This window comes from Streptomyces sp. OZ13, assembly GCF_052068155.1.
Classification (GTDB): Bacteria; Actinomycetota; Actinomycetes; order Streptomycetales; family Streptomycetaceae; genus Streptomyces.
On record NZ_JBQHCZ010000001.1, the window covers coordinates 658,666 to 678,150 of the forward strand.

Below are 19,485 nucleotides of genomic sequence, written 5' to 3' on the forward strand. Positions count from 1 at the left end.
GGGGGACTACATCGGAATCTCGTCGGCCGACCGTAGATCGCTGTCGACGTCCACCGGCGCGCATTCGCCGCAGATGCCGGTGTCCGCGGTTCGAGGTACGCCGAGTTGCGAGCGGTGTACGAGTCGACTGCCCCGTTCCCGGCCATGATCCTGCTGGTCTGGAGCCCGCGGTGTGGCGGTTCAAGTCGCAGGCTGGACAGCCCGTCAGGTAGACGGGGGCGCCGAACCAAGCGTCCATGGCCGACGCCGAGACGCGGTGCTCCACGTGTGCTGCGCTATTGATCCGAGCCTGCCAACGGGAGCGCGAACTCGCACGTCGGTGTCAGAGGGACCGGTCAGGATGGTCGTCATCACCGACGGAACGACTTGGCTCGCTGCCCGCCAATCCATCGCCTTCGGGGGCCACTATGTGGTGCTCGCCCGCGGGCTGTCCCCGGACGAGCTCGCCGACCGCCTCGCGGCGACCGTCCTGTACGACACGGAGCACACCGCCGTGACGGTCGGGGAGCACACCGGGGAATCTCTGTTGGAGCTCATCAAGGACACGTACGGCGATTACTACGACGGCATCGGCCTGCGCCTCGGCCGCGACGGGGACTGGACCTACGCGGTGGCGTACGGCGGTTGGCCGGGCGAGTTCGACTCGCCGGAACCGGTCTCGCGCGGCGGCGCGCACGTCTGCCTCCTGGAGTACGACGAGGACAACGGCAAGCCGGTCCCGCCGCACTTCGCCTACTTTCACGACGGCCGCCCGGTGAGCGCCTTCAATCTGCACCTCGACGCCTCGTGGGGCTACCAGGGGGTCGTCGGCGACCCGGCGACGGCCGCCCGGCTGCAGGACCTGATGGCCGCCGCCGGCCTGCCGGACCCGGAGTGGGACAGAGAGGACGTGCACCGCACCGCACTGGGCATCGTCGAGCGCTTCTTCGGGCTCTCGCTGCCGAAAGATCCGATCGTGCACGGCACTCTGATGGCCGTTCTGCTGGAACCGACGTGATCCATGGCCGGGCCAAGCTGGAGCCGAACGGTATATTCCCGCCAACGCGTACCGGGCGACCGGCCCTCACTCCCGCGGCACGCTGTCGGCTTCAACGGCGGCCACACAGGGAGCCGGAAGGCCCCGCGCTACGGGAACCGGCTGGTGGGCAACTTCGACAAGGCAAGGGAAACACCGTGCTGATGCACGACCGGTCGTCGCAGTCGACCATCGCCGAATTCAGAGATGCCTCCGGTGGCCTCGGCGTGCCGCTGGTGATGCTGTACCTCGTCGCAGGATGGTTCTGCTGGACAGCGCTCACCATCCGGCCCTCTGGACCGTAGGACGACGATGCCGGCGCCGGGATCGTCCTGTCCTCTGTGCTGACCATCGCTGCAGCGGGTCTTGCCCTGCTGATCACCCTCACCCCATCGGCTCGACGCGCGCTGAACATGTGGAGGTTGGCACCGCCGGAGGTCTTGTGCCTGGTGGCGGCGGTGCCGTGGGCAGTGACGAACTAGAAATCCAGCAGCGCTTCGATACGGACGGAGAAGCTCGTCACCCGCTCCGGGCCAAGACCTGCCCACTACCTGTCGCACAGGTATTCTTGATCACATCGTCATCGCGGCCCGACGGGCTTCCGCTCCACCCCCGTGGAGTCTCGAAGGACATGCCCCCACCCGCACGAGTCACTTCGTGCTGCCTGGGGGAAGTCCTTGTTGTTCCGTGCGTCAGCCAGGTCAGTCGCGGCCGCGGCACTGGACAGTTCGCTGTTCCTGCACCTGACCGAGCAGTTCTTCCACATGCATGGCTACCGCCCCGGCCCTTCCGAGGTCCGTTCCTGGGAACGGAGCATCCCCGCGCTCACCAACGCCCTCAACGACGCGGGCCTCGGGAATGTCGAGGTCATGCTCGAATACGCCCTGCCTCTGAACAGCAAGCGCGCGGACGCCGTGCTCGCCGGTGTGCACCCGGTCACCGGAGAGCCGTCCTATGTCGTGGTCGAGCTCAAGCAGTGGAGCCAGGCGGAACCGGACGAGGACGACCCCGCTCTCTGCCACATCGACGCCTACGCACACCCCGTCCTCAACCCCGCCGAGCAGGTGCGCCGGTACTGCGAGTACCTCGTGAACTTCAACGGCGCCGTCTCCGAGCACCCGGGACGCGTCAGCGGTGTGGCCTTCCTCCACAACGCGACCGAGTTCGGTGTGAGCGGCCTGCGCGAGATCGAACGCGACGGCAATGGACAGCTGTTCACCGCCGAGCGCCGAGGCGAGTTCCTCGACCACCTCCGCACCAAGCTGAGCGACAAACACCCAGGAGGCCGTGCCGCCGACGAACTCCTCGCCGGCAGGACGATCCCTTCCAAGCAGCTGATGTCCGTTGCCGCCGAGGAGGTCCGCGTACGCGAGCAGTTCGTCCTCCTGGACGAGCAGCACGTCGCCTACCGCATGGTCCTCAACGCGGTCCGGAAGGCCAAGCGGTCCGACCACAAGGAGGTCGTGATCGTCACGGGCGGGCCCGGCACGGGCAAGAGCGTCATCGCGCTCTCCCTGCTGGGTGAGCTGTACCGGCAGGGCATCCCCGCACTGCATGCCACGGGATCCCAGTCGTTCACCAAGACGATGCGTAAGGTCGCGGGGGCACGCAAACGCGAGGTGCAGGAGCTCTTCAAGTACTTCAACAGCTTCATGACGACGGAGAGGAACACCCTCGACGTCCTCATCTGCGACGAGGCCCACCGCATCCGTGAGACGTCGGCCAACCGTTACACCCCGGCCGCCCACCGCACGGGGAGGCCGCAGATAGAGGAACTCATCGATGTGGCGCGCGTTCCCGTCTTCCTCCTCGACGAGCACCAGGTGGTGCGGCCCGGTGAGATGGGCACGGTGGCCGAGATAAAGGCAGCCGCGGCGAAGAAGGGCCTCGAGTGCCACGTCGTACCGCTCGACAGCCAGTTCCGCTGCGGTGGCAGCGACGCCTACCTGCGGTGGGTCGTACGACTCCTCGGCCTGGAGCCGGGCGGCCCGGTGACCTGGGACCCCGACGACCGCATGCAGCTCGTGGCGGCCGACAGCCCCGAGGAGATGGAGATGTTCCTCGAAGGACGCCGCTCCCAGGGCTACGGCGCCCGTATGTCCGCCGGCTACTGCTGGCCCTGGTCGAAGGAACCCAAGCCGGGCGACCCGCTCCCGGCGGACGTCCTCATCGGCGACTGGGCACGCCCGTGGAACCTCCGCGGTGAGCGGGCCGTCTCCGGTGCGCCGCCGTCGGCGCTGTGGGCCACCGACCCGGCAGGCTTCGGCCAGGTCGGCTGCGTCTACACGGCCCAGGGCTTCGAGTACGACTGGTCGGGCGTCATCATCGGCCCCGACCTGGTCTGGCGGGGCGACAAGTGGGTCACCGACCGAGCTGCCTCGAAGGACCCGGTGTTCAAGAAGTCGACTTCCGACGCCGACGTCGACCGTCTGATCCGCAACACGTACAAGGTGCTGCTGACGCGGGGGATGGTCGGCACGGTCGTCTACTCGACGGACCCGGAGACGCGGGAGAAACTGCGCGAGCTGGTTGGCGCGGAGAGGGAGGTCGCGGCAGTGTGACGGGCGCGGAAGCCGTCACAGCTTGACGACGACCACCCGGTCCCGACACAGGCTGCGCATGTCGTTCTCGTCCGAGGCGAAGGCGGTCACGGGCCCGCGCTGACGCAGGGCGACGGCCACGAGCGCCGCATCAATGGCGTACTTGTGGCAATGCAGCCATGCGTCGCGGAGCAGGGCGATCGCCTCGTTGGCGACTCTCTCGGTCACAGGCTCCACGCGAATGCGTGACTGTGCCCAGTGCCGGACCGAGCGGTGTAGCCGTCTGGGAAGGCCGGCTCGTCGACGCATACGTCGGGGATGCCGTGCAGAACGCCCGGCCGGACCGCGCTGTCGGCGTACGGGCTCATCGGCGTCTCGTGTTCGAATCCGTGACAAGCGGGCGAACAGCGAGCAGGCGTGCAACCCATCGCGGTGAGCGGCTGACTGCACCTGTCCGGGGACCGCTCCAGCAGCTCGGGGTGACATGATGCGCCGCCATGGGGACAAGAGAAGACAGCGACGAGTCGTACGTAGTCGGTCTTTGCAGCCGGATACTTCGCGAAACCGCCCTGGCTCAACACAAGTTCGACTGGCTACTGGGGGACCCCGGGACAAGCGGTCGGCGAGTGAGGCTGCCGGTCGACGCCTACTGGCCGGGGCACCAACTCGTGGTCGAGTACCGGGAACGGCAGCACGACCAGCCCGTGCCCCACTTCGACAAGCCGGACAGGCTCACGGTCAGTGGCGTCCACCGAGGCGAGCAACGGGCACTTTATGACTCCAGACGTGACACGGAGATCCCCGCACACGCGTTGCGGCTGATCGTGATCCGTCCGGCCGACCTCGACGCTGACGGCCGCGGGCGGCTGCGTCGCAACCAGGAAGCCGATCTGGTGGCACTGCGGAAGATCCTCGCGCGCGACAGCGACGAGGACCGGGTCGTCGATGCCTTCCGTACGTGGCTGCTCGGTGAGGGCTGGACACCGGTCGACCCCACGGACCCCTGGACCGACCTCGAAGCCGTGCGAGGTGATCAACGGCTGATCTGCGAAGCCAAGGGCCGCACCAGCGCGAAGGGTATCGACGCCGACATCGCCTACGGTCAACTGCTCCGCCGCATGACGAGCCAGGACTCAGCGATCCGTTACGCGTTGGTGGTGCCGACCTCGTCCGTCAAGGCTGCGGAACGAGTGCCGGTGCACGTCCGCAGGCTCCTGCGCATCGACGTGTACGAGGTCACGGACGACGACAGGGTGCGGCAGCTGGCGGCGTAATGGCCGCCACCTCTACTCCACCCGGCGGCGGTGATCCAGTCCGCTCGCGGTGAGGCCCGGCCCGAGGCCGATCCACAGGTCTTGAGATTGTTCGCCGTCGGGTTCTCGCCGCGGCATCCGCGTTTCTAACGTGCCATCGCGGCAGTCGGTCGGGCTGTGCCGAGCGTCAGCGATCTCCTCGGTTCGGCCGAGGGGTCTCCGGATAGGGCTTAAGAGATTCAGGAGATGCGGCCCATGCCTGGACAGGGAACGGACTCGGCAGCTTCACCGACTGTGCGTACGGAACACATCCGTGTCCACAAGTCCTGCACGGAGGACGGAAGCCCTGCGTTTTGCGGGAGGTGGCGCACGATGGCGTTCAGGCTCGGCGGCAGCGATCCCGAAGCTCGGAAATGACGACCTTCTCGCGCGCGTTGATGGGACCGTCCACCGTGGCCACCCGGGCGGCCACGTCGATGATGTCGCTCAGATCCCCTTGCTCGGCGTCTATGCGCTCCCACACTTCGGCGGGGTCGATGTCGACAAGGCGAGCGAGCTGTTCGTCGACCACCTGATGCTGTTCCCGGACCAGCCTCACAAGGTGGCGCATCAACAGCGTCTCATCGTCGGCCATCTTGCGGTTCGCCCTGATGACGAGCCACGCGACCCACAGCATCAACTGCGGGTGCTGACTCTGCTTGCTCAGGTTCTCGGCGACTTCGATCACCCGCGCCTCGTTCCGGAAGACGGCCTGCGCGTGCCGCCCCGCGACCAGCGTCGTATAGCGGTTGAGCACCACCGCCAGGGGAACGCCGACCAGGGGAATACCGATCTTGATGACGTTGCGCTGCAGGAGGAACTTCCCGACGACAGGGAGCCCCTTCCCGGCAGTCAGTACCGCTCCGGAATAGAAGCGCTTGATCACCGGCCGCATCATGGCCGGGACCGCCTTGACCACGCCTCCCCGGACCACTTCCCCGCTCTTGATCGTGAAGGCCACTCGAATGAGTTTCCACATGTCATCGGGGTCGGACAGGTCGAGCGGGACCCCATAGAGGACTGCGATGTCGTAGGCCAGGCGAAGCTGGAGCCTGGTGATGTATGCAACATCGACCATCATGGTCGCGACGGCGGCCGGGACAGTCGCCGCCGAGGCACCACCAAGGCTTCCGATGGTGGCTGCGACGGCCGCCGTGTAGGCCCCGGCGGAGAGCCCGCCTTCGAGCGCGGCGTACCGAGCCGCCATCTTGATCCGTTGGTCGACGATGGCGTCAGCGGGTACGCCCGCATACCGTTCCTGGAAGTACTGCCAGTCGACCTTGGCGGTGTAGGAACTCATGGCCTCAGCGCTGAGCTTGGTGAACCAGCCGCCCGACTTGATGTCGTCCGCGCTCAGTCCCTTGATGAACTCCCGTATCTCGGCCCGCTCCTGCTCGATGACCTTCCGGTCGGCATCGTCGTCTCCACCGGCGTCGACAGCCTCAGTCGGAGTATCGGTCATGGCGAGTTCCCCCAAACACTTCGGCGTCCAGCCGGGTTGCCGCGTGCGGACAAGGCTGACGTCTCAACACGTTGACTCGGTAACAGCACATCTATGAACGGATGTCCTGTGAGCTGCACCACCCTAGCGGGTCATCGTGTGGCTGGCCCTGTCGCGTTGACGTCCGTTGTGATCGCCTTCACCGCGGCGAACTGCGGAGGATCCGGCAAACTGCCCGGTCCCTGGAGCGGCCGCCACCTCGGCGGTCGTGGATGAGCAGCGCATCGGCGGCACCGGTCGGCACCGCTGGTACGTAGGCTGCAGTCGTCGTTGGCGCGGTCTCCGGACATCGGCCCCGGAAAATGCGGAGTGCGGCGAGGATCCCAGTCTGCACACGGCGGTGCGGGCCGTCCAGGTGGCGCCGTGGGGCCAGCGGCCACGGCCTCCTCGGCCGCATCACAAGTCGTCACGTGTCATCGAGGGTTCTCCGTCGGATGTTCCGGGGCGGGTGTCGAGAAGAGCGCGATCCGCATGCGTCGGACTGCCTGGACCGTCAGTACGCCGGCCGTACCGTCGGCGACCCTGGCCGAGAACCTGCCGCGCGGACACGCTGGGTGATGTGAACGCACCGAACCCTCAGCAACTCGTCACCCCACCATCCTCCGGGCCGGACGGACGGCAGCGCTCGTCACTTCACAGTGCTGCTCTCGCCCACGCGGCACGGAGCACGCCTTGTCCGCCGACTGACGGAACGCCAACTGGCCGACCGGCAGGTGCCGTCCGAAACCGCCGAGCGCATCGTCGCAGCACTGGCGGCCGACGCGATCCAGCACGGGACGCGGCCCATGAGGGCCCCGGAGCTGTCCCAGGCCCAGAAAACTGGGACTTCGGAGTGACCCGTCCGGCAGTGCCAGGCGACCAACCCGCGTGCGAACTCCCCAGTGTTTTGACCGCTCCGCGGCCCAGAGAGTTCGCATGATGTCCCGCTCCGACTCGTCGATCGGTTGCCGTTCGTGAACGAATACGCCGAGTGGGTGGAGCTGTTCGACAACCTGGAAGGTGGCATATACACCACCTGGTGGCACGCTCTTGTGTCCTACCTGTGCTCCCAGCCCGGCCGGCGCACGCGTCACTTCCGTCCCGCCCGCACCGGCACCGGCGAGTCGAAACAAGCGGGCGCCGGGCCGCGCCCCCAGTTCATGCCGGCCGCCCTCCGAACTGCCAGTTGTGAACCTCGATGTCGGCATACGCGCCCACCGTCAGGACCGCGCGTGCCGCGGCCGGATCAGGAGCACGGACCAGAACCGCCGTCCCCAGCCAGGCGGTACCGTCGTCCGACAGCAGCGGGCCGTACGCGATCAGATCGTCCCCGTCCTCCGGCACGGCGAGGTCGGCGCCCTGCCCGGTGCCGAAGCCGAGTACGAGGTAGCGGTTGCCACCGGTCCGGCCCCCGGGGAAATCCCACATGGTGCGGTCCAGCAGGTTGCGCCACCGGCGCACCAGGACGTCCCGGTACACGCCCGCCTGGTAGCCGGGCTCGCCGAAGGCGAACGAGTGGGCGGCGGCGGGGTCCGGCAGGTCGATCACATGCACGCTGCCGGTGGGCGTGCGGCCGTCGCTGGTCATGGTCGGGCCGCGAGCGATCATTTCCTTCTCGAACCCGTCCATGTAGGACCAGTGTTCTTCCAGCAGCTCGTGGCGCAGCGGCAGGGAACCGGGCCGATCGCGGTGATAGCAGAAGAATTCCATGCGCACTCTCTACCACGATGCGGCGAGGCAACTCGCACGTGCGCACACGCCGTTGTGCCGGCCGCTCACACCCCCGCCGCGTACCCCCAGAAGTCCCGCATCAGTTCCGGGAACGAGGGCTCGGACATCTGGCGTTGGGTGAGGAGGATCGTGACGGTGCCCGTGGAGGGGATGATGTGGGCGGCCGTGCCCGTGCCGCCGACCCAGCCGTAGCGGCCCGGGACGCTCCAGGGTTCGACCGGCTCCACGTCGACCGCCCCGCCGAAGCCCCAGCCCATGCCCTCCAGGAACAGGCCGCCGGCCTTGCGCTGGGACAGGGTCAGGTAGTTGGTGGTCATCCGCCCCACGGACTCGGCGGTGAGCAGGCGGCCGCCGGATGCCGTCGCACCCTGGTCGAGGAGCATGCGGGCGAAGGCGTGGTAGTCGTCGACCGTCGAGACCAGACCACCCGCGCCCGACGGGAACGCGGGCAGCGTGCTCCACTGGCCGTCCGGTGTGTCGGCCAGCTCGAGGGTGCCCATGGGGTCCACCCGGTAGTAGCTGGTGAAGCGGTCGCGCTTGGCCGGCGGTACCGCGAACGCGGTGTCGGTCATGCCCAGCGGCTCGAAGAGCCGTTCCGCCAGGAAGTCCGGCAGCGAACTGCCCGAGACCCGCGCGATCAGTACGCCCTGGATGTCGGAGCAGATGTTGTACAGCCAGGCCTCGCCCGGCTGGTAGAGCATCGGAATCCGGGACAGCGCCGCCATCCACTCGTCCGTCTCAGGGACGGCCTGCGGTTGCGGTGGGCCCTGCTTCAGCTCACTGACCAGCGGTTCGACCGCCGGCAGCGAGAAATCGGACGGGAAGCCGTACCCGGCGCGCGAGACCAGCAGGTCGAACACGGTGATCGGCCGCTCCGCCGGAACCACGTCGTCGACCGGACTGTCCGGCGTACGGACGACCATGGGCGCGGCCAGCTCGGGCAGCCACGTCCCCACCGGGTCGTCCAGCGCGATCCTGCCGTCCTCGACGAGCATCATGACCGCCGCGGCCACGACGGGCTTGGTGATCGAGGCGATACGGAAGATCGTGTCCCTCGCCATCGGGGCCGTGCGCTCGGCGTCGACGTGGCCCACGGCCTGGACATCCACCTGATCGCCCCGCGCGACCATGGCCACCGCGCCGGGGAGGGACTCGGTATCGACGTGCTCGCTCAGGACGTTGTGCAGATCGGTCATCGGGCCACCTTCTCGCGTGTGCGGTCAGAAGTGGGACTGCCACAGCGACAAGGAGTCATCGCTCGCCCCATCAGCGGGACCGTCAAGAGGCGCCGACCAGGTCATCCCGGTCACCAGCCCGGATACCGTCCCCACCAGTGCGGGTCCCATCCCCGCGCGTACTCGCTGCCGCTGGGGGAGTCGAACTGCTCGGTCACCAGGTCGCGCGCCAGGGTGTCGAGCACCCAGCCCAGTTCGTGGCGGCTCACCAGGTCCAGCGGCAGCGCCTCCGCGCCGTGCGCGGCACCCAGCAAGGCGCCTGTCGTGCACGCCACGGACGCGCCGTCCGGTGCGGTGGACGCGAAGCGCAGCGCCGCCCGCACCTGGTCGCGTCCCGGGAAGGAACCGGCGACGTAGAGGGCGCCGAGGAGCGCCGACGGAGCGGTGGGGTCGGGAGCCAGCCGCCGGAGGACGTCCGGGTCGGCGGGGTCGGCCGCGGACCGGTCCAGCGCATCGGCCAGTCGGCGTTGCTCGTCCTCGGCGGCGGCGGCCGGTCCGTCGGACGGCCCTTCGCCCGGTCCGAGGGCCGTGAGCCCCGAACGCAGCGCCTCCACGACGCCCTCGCCGGCGATACAGCGGCGCAGGAACATGGTGGCGTGTGCTGCGGCGGACCCAGCGGCGGGGTCGCCGTGGGTGAGCGCCGCGATCTCCCGGTCCTGGGCGATCGAAGAGCGTACGTCGCGCGGGCCGATGAGCGCGGCGATCGGCAGCGTACGGCCCAGGGCGTGCCAACCACGGCTCGTCGTCGCGGGTTTGTCGACCGTGCCCTGCTCCCTGCTGGACAGCGCCTCCACGGTGGCGGGAGCCGTGCCCCGGCGTGCCGCGAGCGCCGGGACCTCGGCGAGCCACCCGTCCGGCCACTCACCGCCGGAGAACGTGCCCCAGCGGGCGGCCAAACGGTCCCGGTCGATGCCTTGGAGCGCCGCCCACCGGCAGTACGCGTGCCAGAGCACCGACGGCGGGTGGCAGAGGCCCTTGTGCGCACCGCGCACCATGGCACGGATGATCCCCTCTGCGGTGAAGCAGGCCAACTGCGTGGCGACACCCGCCCGCAGCGTCCCGGCGGCGGGCAACGCGTCGCCTGCCGCGCCGCCCGTCGCGCCGAGCGTCTCCCCGAGCGCCAGACCGAGCATCAGACCGCGCACACGTGACTCGGCCCTGCCCCGATGTTCCTTCGCCTGAAAGTCGTTCGTGTCGGTCGTCAACTCGCTGCGCTTTCATCCGGGTTCGTCGGTGGCTCGGCGCGCGGATTCCCGACCGGCGGGACCCGCCGGGTGCTTCCCGGCAGGCGGTTCCCGTGGAGGCGCCGACGGTTGCGCGGGCCGGTCCAGGATCTCATCCGACCGCTTCCGGCGGGCGGCGATCGAACGCGGTCGTCCGGCCGGTGGCCGGCCCGGCCGCATGCTCACCCCCGCCGGGGCGTCTCAGCCCTCCAGATGCCCCAGCACCGACCGCACCGCCCGGGCCAGCGCCTCCCGTGCCTCGTCCGTGTGGTCGATCGTCTCGAAGCCGTGGTGGCCCTGCGGCACGTCGACGATCTCGACGGCGGCCTCGCAGTCCTCGGCGGCGGTCAGGAACTCCTCTACCGTCGCCGCGATCTCGGGCCTTTCCAGTCCCACCCGGGTCAGTACGACCGGCAGTCGGCCCGCCTTGCGCACCATGGCCGCCGGGCGGAACCGGGAGTCGGTGAGCGGCCACTGCGGCAAGGGCGCGAGCACCGGATACGTCGCCGCGACGCAGCGCAGCCACGCCGGGGGCGCCGCGAGCCAGTCCGCCGACAGGAGCCCGCCGCCGGAGAAGAACCACAGCGCCACCCGTTCCCCGTCGACGCGCGGATCGGCCCGTACGAGCTCCACCGCTTCCGCGATGTCCTCCGCGGCACGCCCGTAGTCGGTGAGGTCGTGCAGCCGGTGGTCGAGTGTCACGCCCACCGCACCCAGCGACGCCACGTACGAGCCGTAGCCCACGAAACCGGGCCAGTCCCGAGGGGTGGGGCGTACCTCGGCGGAGACCGGGCCGCCGTGGACGAAGACCACCGCGGGGCGGGGCTCGTCGGTGTCGGGGAGGTAGAGGTCCACCCGTCCCGTGCGCTCGCGGTGCTGCTCCGGTACGTCGAGGAGGAACGGCCGCAGGTGCCCGGGCTGCTCGCTCACGGACGGGGAGATCCGGTGGCCCTCTCCCGCGGCGGCCCGGCGCAGCACCGAGGCCAGCTCGTCCGGCGTGGAGAGCATCGGCCAGTGCCCGGTGTCGAGTTCGAAGAAGGTCACCCGGGGGTCGGTGAGCACCTGGAGGCGGGGGTCGCCCAGGCCGACCAGGCCCTCGACCATGGCGATGCTCGAGCCGTTGGCGATGCACAGGACGCCGGTCGTCGGCACCCCGGACAGCGCGCCCGAGAGCCGCAGGGGCAGGGTGAGCGTGCCCTTCGGCTGCGGGGCGGCGAGCCGGGCCAGCCGCGCCAGCGCGTCCGCCGGGACTCCGGCGGTGCTGCCCCATCGCTGCCATTCGTCGGCCGGCGGCGGTGGGATCAGCCCGTCCTCCGCCTGCCCTGCCACGGCCGCTCCTTCTGCCGTCGTCCCCGTTTCATGCGTGGTGTCCGCCAGCAGTTGGTGGACCGTCTGGTCGGGCACCAGCGCGAGGGCGGCGTCCCCGTCCTGCGGCATGCCGGCGTCCAGGTGGACTATCCGGGCGACGCGCCCCGAGCGGCGGTCGGCGGCGCCCAGTACGGGGTGGATGCCGTAGCCGTGGCCGACCAGCACGACGTCCGGTTCCGCCGGTTCCGCCGGAGCGGGGTCCAGATGATCGATCAGCTGCACCAGGTCCTGGATGTGCGTCTCCAGGTCCGTGTCGGTGCCCGCCAGGTGGCGGCGGTCGCCCATGCCCGTGAGCGTCACGGGATGCACCTCGGCGCCCGACTCGCGGAGTTTCGCGGCCACGTCGCGCCAGATCCAGCCGCCGGTGAAGGCGTCCGACACCAGGATGAAAACCGTCATCACGTCTCCTCGTATACGCGGTCCGCACGACCGGCCGGTCGGGCCGTCCGTGCTCGCCGGTACCGTAGGAACTCCCCCTGAGGGAGGTTCAACCTTGTCCCCTGACGGCATGTGGAGCATCGGAGAGCTCGCGGAGCACGCGGGAGTGACCGTCAAGACCGTCCGCTTCTACTCCGACCGCGGACTGCTGCCCGAAGCCGCCCGCAGCAGCGGGGGCCACCGGCGGTACGGCCCGGAGGCGATCGAACGACTGCGCCTGATCCGCTCGTTGCGCACCCTCGACCTGCCGGTCCCCGACGTCGGCCGGGTCCTCGACGAGGAGGACGCGCTGGAGGACATCGTGGCGGGGCAACTGCGGGAGATCGGCTCCCGGATGACCGCCCTGCGCTGGCGGGAGGCCGCCCTCCGGCTGCTCCAGGACTGCACCCCCGAGGAACGCGTGGACCGGCTGCGGCTGATCGGTTCCGTGACCGCCCCGCCCAGTACGGCCGCGCTGGCGCGCTTCTGGCGGCGCTGGCTGCCCGTACGGCTCCCGGCGCGAGTGGCGTCCGCGGTCGTCGACCAGGCCGTTCCGCAGCCGCCGGACGACCCGGCCCCGGCCCAGGTCCTCGCCTTCGCGCGGCTGCACGCCCTCGTCTCCGGGCCCTGCCACGGCAACAAGGACTGCCAGCCCGCGGTGCACCAGCCGGACACGGGGTACCGCCCGGCCGTGCTCTACGAGGGTCTCGGCGAGGCGTACGGGCTCGCGGCGCGGCACATGCTCGAACGGAGACCGCCGCACGAGGGTGAAGCGCTCGACTGCTTCGTAGCCGCCTACGCCCACTCGTGCGGCACCCGCGACACACCCGACTTCCGCCGGCTGCTCGCCGGCCAGCTCGCGGCGGACCCTCGGATCGACCGCTACTGGCAGCTCGCCGGCGAACTGTTCGACCCGTCCCGGCCGACCCCCGGCGCCGCCCACGACTGGCTCTGCGCCGCGTTGAACCCGGTTCAGGCGGCCGGGGCGTCCGCCTGAACGGGCACCGCTCCTGCCGGGGTGCCCGTCCGGGCCGGGCCGGACGGGCGCCGGGGAATCGCGGCCGGTCCGGGGCCTCGCCCGGACGACCGCCTCGCCTCTGAAGCGTCCGTCTGGACCGTGCCGCTTCGCCCCGGGGCGTCCGACCGGGCGTCACTCCTCGGCTGGTCGCCACGCACGCGGCGGTCGGGTGTCCGGTCTGAACGGGACCGCCACGGCTGGGGCGTCTGCCCGAACCGGGCCGTCTCCCATTGAGGCGTCCGGCGGGCGCGACTTCGCTCGTCGGCGGTTCGACGATCTCGGACGGTCGGGGCGTCCGTCCGCACCGGACGGTCGCGCCCCGGGGCGTCCTACCGGACCGCCGCTCGCCGGCCTTTCGCCACGCGCAGACCGCTCGGGCGTCCGTCCGAACCGGGCCGCCGCGTGCCGGAGCGTCCGCCTGGGCACGCCGCTCGCCCGCGCTCGCCCGGCCCGGGGCGGGAGCCCTGCGCCCCTCTCGGCGGCCGGGCCCGCCCGCGCCACCACCGTTGGCACGGGCCGGCAGCGCGCCCCTGTGCGGACCCGGTCGGTGGGCGGCCGTCATCGTCGGCGAGGATGGGCGGGTGGCCCATCGCATCAGCACCCTGATTTCCGCGTTCGGCGTCTTCGCCGCCTCGATGCTGCTCGTCGCCGCCGTCGTCGAATACCGGGCGGGCGCCTCGGCGCTGTGGGTCGGGCTCGGCGTCATCGTCCTCGTGAGCGCGGTCTACACCCTCGTGCGTGACATCCGGCGCCCCCGCGCGCGTTGGCGCCCGCGCCGGCCTACGCCCGACGAGTAGGCGGCGTCAGCGGCCTCGCCGCATCGTCGCCCGACGGCCGGTGGCCTCACCGCCTCGCGGCCCCACGCACCGGCGGCGTCCGCCGGTTTCGACACCCGCCCGAGCCACGTTACGAGCGGTCGTCCCTCCGTCGTCGCCCGCTCGTCCAACGCGCGATCCCCTCGGGCGCGCCAGCTTCCGGACCCGCCGCGGGGTCGTCGGTAGCGCCCGAGAGGTCGGTCGCCGCGTCGGTCGAAGCGCCCCTTGCCGGGCTGCCCGGAGCGCCCGCAGGGTCGGTCGGAGTGTCCGCCGGGCCGGCCGGTGCGCCCTTCGCCGGGTCGGTCGTAGCGGCCGCTGGGTCGGCCGGAGTGCCCCTTGCCGGGCCGGCCGGAGTGTCTGTCGCCGGCTCGGCTGCGGCGCCCGCCGGGTCGGCCGGAGTGCCCCCTGTCCGCTCGGGCGGAGTGTCCGTAAGTCGGTCGGGGGTCGGGCCGCTCACCGTGTGGGGGCGGCGTAGCAGCCAGGAGGCCAGGGGTTCGGTCCAGCGGGTCGTGAGTGGGCCGATGAGTACGAGGATGAGGACGTACGCCGCCGCCAGCGGGCCGATCCTCGGCTCGGTCGCGGACGCCAGGCCCGCGATCACGATCGAGAACTCGCCGTGGGCCACCAGTGTGCCGCCCGCACGCCAGCGGCCGCGGGCGCCGATGGCCGCGCGGCGGGCCGCGTACCAGCCTGTAGCCGTCTTCGTCAGCATTGTGACCGCGGCGAGCGCGAGCGCGGTGAGCAGGACCGGCGGGATCTCGTTCGGGTCGGTCGAGAGGCCGAAGAAGACGAAGAACACCGCCGCGAACAGGTCCCGCAGCGGCGCGATGATTCTCCGCGCCCCCTCCGCGACCTCGCCCGACAGGGCGATGCCGACCAGGAACGCGCCGACCGCGGCGGACACCTGGAGCTCCTGGGCGATGCCCGCGACCAGCAGGGTGAGGCCGAGCACGACGAGCAGCAGCATCTCGGGGTTGTCGGAGGACACCGCCCGGCTGACCAGCCGGCCGTGGCGCAGGGCCACGTAGAGCACGAGGCCGACCGTGCCGAGCGAGATCAGCAGCGCGATACCCGCGCCTGCCAGGCCCAGCCCGGCGATCAACGCGGTGAGCAGTGGCAGGTAGAGGGCCATCGACAGGTCCTCGATGACGAGCACGCCGATGACCACCGGCGTCTCGCGGTTGCCCAGGCGGCCCAGGTCGACGAGGACCTTGGCGATGACTCCCGACGAGGAGATCCAGGTGACGCCGCCGAGGGCGACGGCGCCCACCGGGCCCCAGCCGAGCAGCAGCGCCGTGCCCGCCCCCGGCAGGGCGTTGAGGACGAAGTCCACGACGCCGGACGGGTACTGGGTGCGCAAGCTGTCGACCAGTTCGGACGCGCTGTACTCGAGGCCCAGCATGAGCAGGAGCAGGATGACGCCGATCTCGGCGCCGACGGCCACGAAGTCACCGCTCGCGCTCAGCGGCAGCAGCCCGCCGGAGCCGAAGGCGAGTCCGCAGAGGAGGTAGAGGGGTACGGGGGAGAGACCGAAGCGGCCCGCGAAGCGGCCGGTCAGGCCCAGCCCGAGCAGGATTGCGCCGAGCTCGATCAGCAGCATCGTCGTGTCGTGCACGGTCAGCCTCCGGCGATGATCTCGGCGAGGGCGTCGACGCCCTCCCGGGTGCCCACCGCGACGAGCGTGTCGCCCGTGGCGAGCCGGAAGCCGGGGCCGGGGGACGGATGCGCCCCTGTCCGTCGCAGCACGGCGACGACCGACGCGCCGGTTCTTGTCAGGGCACGGGCATCGCCGAGCGGCCGCCCGACGTAGGGCGACCGGGCGCCGACGGGGATGTGCTCGGTGACGAGGTCGATGCCGTCGGTCCGTACGGCGTCGATGGGTTCGGCGTCGAGGAGATGGGCCAGCGCCGTGGCCTCCTCCGGTCCCAGCGGCACGGAGAGCAGGCAGGCGTCGGGGTCGTCAGCGCCGTAGAAGCCGAGGAAGCGGCGGCCGTCGTTGTGCACGACGACCGAGACGTGATGGCCGCTTTCCGTGCTGAAGTCGAACTGGGTGCCGACGCCCGGCAAGGGGGTGCGACGGGTGGTCATGCTCGCCTCCCGGGAGCGGCTCCCCGAGGGAGAGGATGTGTCCTGGATCGTTATATATCGTTATGCACTGTTTTGAGGGGTTGCTGATCAGTCTAAGGAGCCGGTCGCCGTAACGGACGTGATCACTGGGGCGTACCGACGTGACCACTGGATCCGTACAGCTGGGCACGGGTGCCGCGGTCCCATGTCACAGACGTGCCGGGCCCACTCGTCCCTTGTGCGAGAGCCCGTTTCGGAACCAGGAAGGGTGATGATCGTGCGAGTGTTCGTGGCAGGCGGGGCCGGGGTCCTGGGGCGGCGACTGGTGCCGCAGCTCGTGGCCAGGGGGCACGAGGTGACGGCGACGACGACGAGCGCCGCCAAACTGGGCCTGCTGGAAAAGCTGGGTGCGGACGCCGTCGTGATGGACGGGCTGGACGCGGCGTCGGTCGCCGACGCGGTGGCCGGGGCCCGGCCCGACGCGATCGTGCACCAGATGACCGCGATCTCCGTGGCGCACTCCGGCAAGCCGGACATGAAACACATGGACCGCTGGTTCGCCACCACCAACCGGCTGCGCACCGAGGGGACGGACCACCTGCTCGCTGCCGCAGAGAAGGCCGGCGTGTCCCACGTCGTCGCACAGAGCTACGCCGGCTGGAACGGCATCCGCGAGGGCGGATGGGTGAAGACGGAGGAGGACCCGCTCGACCCGATGACGGGGACGGTGGCGAGCCCGGGGATGGAGGCGATCCGTTACGTCGACGACGTGGTCGTCAAGGCCGGCGGCGCGGCCCTGCGGTACGGCGGGTTCTACGGGCCCGGTGCCACCGACGACCAGGTCGAGCTCGTACGCAAGCGGCAGTTCCCGCTCGTCGGGGGCGGCACCGGCCACAGCTCGTGGGTGCATGTCGACGACGCGGCGAGCGCCACCGTGCTGGCCGTGGAGCAACGGGCGAAGGGCGTGTTCAACATCGTCGACGACGAACCGGCCCCGGCCGCCGAGTGGCTGCCCCACCTGGCGGCGTGCGCGGGCGCGAAGCCGCCGATGCGGGTCCCCAAGTGGCTGGCCCGGCTGCTGGCCGGGGAAGTGGCGGTGACGATGATGACCGAGGGGCGCGGCTTCTCCAATGCCAAGGCCAAGCGGGAGCTCGGCTGGGAGCTGCGGTATCCGTCGTGGCGGCAGGGCTTCCGGGACGGCCTTCTGTGACCCGGACCGAGGCGTTCGAGGAGCAGCGGCCGCTGTGGTCCGAGCGCCTGGGCGCTCGCCGGAGCCGGCCCGCTCGCCGCGAGGCGGAACGGGCCGGCCGGGATCTGTGACGCAACTGGCTTCCCGGGTAAGGGAGTTGCTTGCCGTCCGCAGCAGGTCCTGCGAAGATCGTGCGATCGTCCCGTGACCGGGAAGAACGGGCGTCGAGCAGTGAGGGAGCCCCGCATGACCGGGACCGAGCCGGCCGCAGCACGCATCGACACCAGCAGGCCGCACCCGGCCCGGGTGTACGACTGGTTCCTCGGCGGCAAGGACAACTACCCGGTCGACGAGGAGCTCGGCCGGCAGATCATGGGCGTCGACGGGACGGCCCGGCATGTCGCCAGGACCAACCGCTGGTTCATGCAGCGCGTCACCCGCTGGCTGGCCGGCGAGGCCCGGATCCGCCAGTTCCTGGACATCGGCACCGGCATCCCCACCGAGCCCAACCTGCACCAGGTGGCCCAGGGCATCGCCCCCGATGCCCGGATCGTCTACACCGACAACGACCCCATCGTGCTGACCCATGCGGAGGCGCTGCTGCGCAGCAGCCGCCAGGGGGTCACCGACTATGTCCAGGCCGATGTGCGCGATCCCGGGCGCATCCTGGAGCAGGCCCGCGAGAACCTGGACTTCACGCGGCCCGTCGCGCTCTCCCTGGTGGCGCTGACGCACTTCCTCGGCGACGACGACCGCCCCTACGACCTGGTGGCCCGGCTGGTCGACGCGCTCCCGTCCGGGAGCTACCTCGTACTCTCTCAGCTGACCGCCGACTTCGATCCCGTCGCCGTCGGGCGGGGCGTGGCGATGTACGCGGCCGGCGGCGTGACCCTCGCGCCCCGCACCCGGGACGAGATCGCCCGCTTCTTCGACGGCCTGGAGCCGGTGGAACCCGGGATCGTGCGGCTGACGGACTGGCACCCCGAACTCGCCGTGGGCGAGAGCGTGGACGAGAACGCCGTGATCTCGCTGTACGGGGCGGTGGCCCGCAAGCCGTAGCCGGTCCGGGCGGACGGACGGGACGCGGTCCGCAGGGGCACCGCCTGAAGGGGCAGAGCCGGCGCAGGGCCGGCGGCCGGGAGCCGGAACCCCCCAAAATCCGCTTATGATGCACCGGTGTTCGATTCCCGGCACATCAAGACGTTCCACGAAGTGGTCAGGACCGGCTCGTACTCGGCCGCCGCACGTGCCCTCGGCTACACCCAGCCCGCCGTCACGCAGCAGATGAAGGCCCTCGAACGCGACGTCGGCTCACCGCTGTTCGTCCGGGTCGGCCGGGGCATGCGGCTCACCGAGGCGGGCGAGGCGCTGTCCAGGCACGCGACGGCGATCCTCGACTCCATGTCGGCCGCCCAGGAGCAGGTGAACGCCCTGACCCGGCTGCGCGCCGGACGGGTCCGCCTCTGCGCCTTCCCGAGCGCCAACTCCACCCTTGTCCCCGAGACGCTGGCCCGCCTCACGGCCGCGCACCCCGCCATCCGCGTCGACCTGCTGGAGAACGAGCCGCCCGAGTCGCTGCGGCGCCTGGCGCGGGGCGAGTGCGACATCTCGCTCGCGTTCACCTACCCGGGGCTGCACGAGGAGGTGCCGGAGGAACTGGTGGAGATCCCGCTCCTCGAGGACCAGCTGACCGTGCTGCTGCCCGGCGGCCACCACCTCGCCCGGCGGCGGGTCGTCCGGCTCACCGACCTGGCGGCGGAGCGCTGGATAGCCGGCTGCCCGCGCTGCCGCGCCAACCTCCTCCACGAGTGCGCGGAGGCGGGCTTCGTCCCCGACATCGCCTTCATGACGGACGACAACCTGGCCGTGCAGAGTCTCGTAGCGGAAGGGCTCGGCGTCGCCATGATCCCGGCGCTCGTACTGAACTTCATGCGCCACGCCAAGGTCGCCGGCCGCCCGCTCCAGCCCGCCTCACGGCGCAAGATCTCGGCGTACGTGCTGAAGGAGCATCTGCGCATCCCCGCGACCGCGCTCGTCCTCGAGGAGCTGAGGACGGTCGCCGCGAACAAGACCGGCTGCTGACCGGGCGGCAGCC

General features: G+C 70.8%; 16 protein-coding genes and 1 pseudogene. 9 read left to right on the forward strand and 8 right to left on the reverse strand.

The annotated features are described in order from the left end of the window. Positions 1-340: 340 nt before the first annotated feature. From ACTMTU_RS02935 to ACTMTU_RS02945, 3 genes are all read left to right on the forward strand, one after another. Positions 341-997 carry a DUF6461 domain-containing protein gene (locus tag ACTMTU_RS02935; protein ID WP_441261812.1) on the forward strand — a complete coding sequence of 219 codons (657 nt, stop codon included), beginning with the start codon at positions 341-343 and terminating at the stop codon, positions 995-997. Positions 998-1,173: 176 nt separating this feature from the next. Beyond that, positions 1,174-1,320 carry a hypothetical protein gene (locus ACTMTU_RS02940; RefSeq protein WP_441261813.1) on the forward strand — a complete coding sequence of 49 codons (147 nt, stop codon included), beginning with the start codon at positions 1,174-1,176 and terminating at the stop codon, positions 1,318-1,320. 372 nt (positions 1,321-1,692) lie between these two features. Next, positions 1,693-3,576, forward strand: a complete 1,884-nt coding sequence (locus ACTMTU_RS02945) for a DNA/RNA helicase domain-containing protein (RefSeq protein ID WP_441261814.1) — start codon at positions 1,693-1,695, stop codon at positions 3,574-3,576. Between the two features lie 15 nt (positions 3,577-3,591). On the opposite strand, the gene ACTMTU_RS02950 is transcribed toward ACTMTU_RS02945, so the two are convergent. Then, positions 3,592-3,783, reverse strand: a complete 192-nt coding sequence (locus ACTMTU_RS02950) for a hypothetical protein (RefSeq protein ID WP_441261815.1) — start codon at positions 3,781-3,783, stop codon at positions 3,592-3,594. A gap of 398 nt (positions 3,784-4,181) precedes the next feature. Between ACTMTU_RS02950 and ACTMTU_RS02955 the strand changes: the two genes are divergently transcribed. Next, positions 4,182-4,829 carry a hypothetical protein gene (locus tag ACTMTU_RS02955; RefSeq protein ID WP_441261816.1) on the forward strand — a complete coding sequence of 216 codons (648 nt, stop codon included), beginning with the start codon at positions 4,182-4,184 and terminating at the stop codon, positions 4,827-4,829. 358 nt (positions 4,830-5,187) lie between these two features. On the opposite strand, the gene ACTMTU_RS02960 is transcribed toward ACTMTU_RS02955, so the two are convergent. The 5 genes from ACTMTU_RS02960 to ACTMTU_RS02980 form a co-directional block, all read right to left on the reverse strand. Next, a complete protein-coding gene (locus ACTMTU_RS02960; RefSeq protein ID WP_441261817.1) occupies positions 5,188-6,309 on the reverse strand; it encodes a hypothetical protein in 1,122 nt (373 codons plus the stop codon). Between the two features lie 1,176 nt (positions 6,310-7,485). Continuing rightward, on the reverse strand, positions 7,486-8,037 hold the full coding sequence (locus ACTMTU_RS02965) for a YciI family protein (protein WP_441261818.1): 552 nt from the start codon (positions 8,035-8,037) through the stop codon (positions 7,486-7,488). 65 nt (positions 8,038-8,102) lie between these two features. Beyond that, on the reverse strand, positions 8,103-9,254 hold the full coding sequence (locus ACTMTU_RS02970; protein ID WP_441261819.1) for a serine hydrolase domain-containing protein: 1,152 nt from the start codon (positions 9,252-9,254) through the stop codon (positions 8,103-8,105). Between the two features lie 110 nt (positions 9,255-9,364). Further along, positions 9,365-10,498, reverse strand: a complete 1,134-nt coding sequence (locus ACTMTU_RS02975; protein WP_441261820.1) for an ADP-ribosylglycohydrolase family protein — start codon at positions 10,496-10,498, stop codon at positions 9,365-9,367. Between the two features lie 219 nt (positions 10,499-10,717). Next, positions 10,718-12,283 (reverse strand): alpha/beta hydrolase, encoded by a 1,566-nt coding sequence (locus ACTMTU_RS02980; RefSeq protein ID WP_441261821.1) that lies wholly within the window; start codon positions 12,281-12,283, stop codon positions 10,718-10,720. Positions 12,284-12,392: 109 nt separating this feature from the next. Between ACTMTU_RS02980 and ACTMTU_RS02985 the strand changes: the two genes are divergently transcribed. Continuing rightward, complete coding sequence (locus tag ACTMTU_RS02985; protein WP_441261822.1) at positions 12,393-13,298, forward strand: helix-turn-helix domain-containing protein; 906 nt, start codon at positions 12,393-12,395, stop codon at positions 13,296-13,298. Positions 13,299-13,900: 602 nt separating this feature from the next. Then, on the forward strand, positions 13,901-14,116 hold the full coding sequence (locus ACTMTU_RS02990) for a hypothetical protein (protein ID WP_441261823.1): 216 nt from the start codon (positions 13,901-13,903) through the stop codon (positions 14,114-14,116). Positions 14,117-14,615: 499 nt separating this feature from the next. On the opposite strand, the pseudogene ACTMTU_RS02995 reads toward ACTMTU_RS02990, so the two are convergent. Both ACTMTU_RS02995 and ACTMTU_RS03000 read right to left on the reverse strand, forming a co-directional pair. Continuing rightward, positions 14,616-15,749, reverse strand: a pseudogene (locus ACTMTU_RS02995) (cation:proton antiporter); the annotation flags it as partial. Between the two features lie 2 nt (positions 15,750-15,751). Continuing rightward, positions 15,752-16,222, reverse strand: coding sequence for a cation:proton antiporter regulatory subunit (locus tag ACTMTU_RS03000; protein WP_441261824.1), 471 nt, complete (start codon positions 16,220-16,222; stop codon positions 15,752-15,754). 250 nt (positions 16,223-16,472) lie between these two features. On the opposite strand from ACTMTU_RS03000, the gene ACTMTU_RS03005 reads away from it, so the two are divergent. From ACTMTU_RS03005 to ACTMTU_RS03015, 3 genes are all read left to right on the forward strand, one after another. Beyond that, complete coding sequence (locus ACTMTU_RS03005) at positions 16,473-17,411, forward strand: NAD-dependent epimerase/dehydratase family protein (protein WP_441261825.1); 939 nt, start codon at positions 16,473-16,475, stop codon at positions 17,409-17,411. A 225-nt stretch (positions 17,412-17,636) separates the two neighbouring features. Beyond that, positions 17,637-18,449, forward strand: coding sequence for an SAM-dependent methyltransferase (locus ACTMTU_RS03010; RefSeq protein ID WP_441261826.1), 813 nt, complete (start codon positions 17,637-17,639; stop codon positions 18,447-18,449). A gap of 117 nt (positions 18,450-18,566) precedes the next feature. Beyond that, a complete protein-coding gene (locus ACTMTU_RS03015; protein ID WP_441261827.1) occupies positions 18,567-19,472 on the forward strand; it encodes a LysR substrate-binding domain-containing protein in 906 nt (301 codons plus the stop codon). Positions 19,473-19,485: the final 13 nt, after the last annotated feature.

What these genes read in the sequence shown, in the direction of transcription:
- ACTMTU_RS02960 (WP_441261817.1), bottom strand. Translation starts at nt 6,309, where the DNA reads ATGACCGATACTCCGACTGAGGCTGTCGACGCCGGTGGAGACGACGAT.
- ACTMTU_RS02935 (WP_441261812.1), top strand. Translation starts at nt 341, where the DNA reads ATGGTCGTCATCACCGACGGAACGACTTGGCTCGCTGCCCGCCAATCC.
- ACTMTU_RS02980 (WP_441261821.1), bottom strand. Translation starts at nt 12,283, where the DNA reads ATGACGGTTTTCATCCTGGTGTCGGACGCCTTCACCGGCGGCTGGATC.
- ACTMTU_RS03010 (WP_441261826.1), top strand. Translation starts at nt 17,637, where the DNA reads ATGACCGGGACCGAGCCGGCCGCAGCACGCATCGACACCAGCAGGCCG.
- ACTMTU_RS03000 (WP_441261824.1), bottom strand. Translation starts at nt 16,222, where the DNA reads ATGACCACCCGTCGCACCCCCTTGCCGGGCGTCGGCACCCAGTTCGAC.
- ACTMTU_RS02965 (WP_441261818.1), bottom strand. Translation starts at nt 8,037, where the DNA reads ATGGAATTCTTCTGCTATCACCGCGATCGGCCCGGTTCCCTGCCGCTG.
- ACTMTU_RS03005 (WP_441261825.1), top strand. Translation starts at nt 16,473, where the DNA reads ATGATCGTGCGAGTGTTCGTGGCAGGCGGGGCCGGGGTCCTGGGGCGG.
- ACTMTU_RS02985 (WP_441261822.1), top strand. Translation starts at nt 12,393, where the DNA reads ATGTGGAGCATCGGAGAGCTCGCGGAGCACGCGGGAGTGACCGTCAAG.
- ACTMTU_RS02970 (WP_441261819.1), bottom strand. Translation starts at nt 9,254, where the DNA reads ATGACCGATCTGCACAACGTCCTGAGCGAGCACGTCGATACCGAGTCC.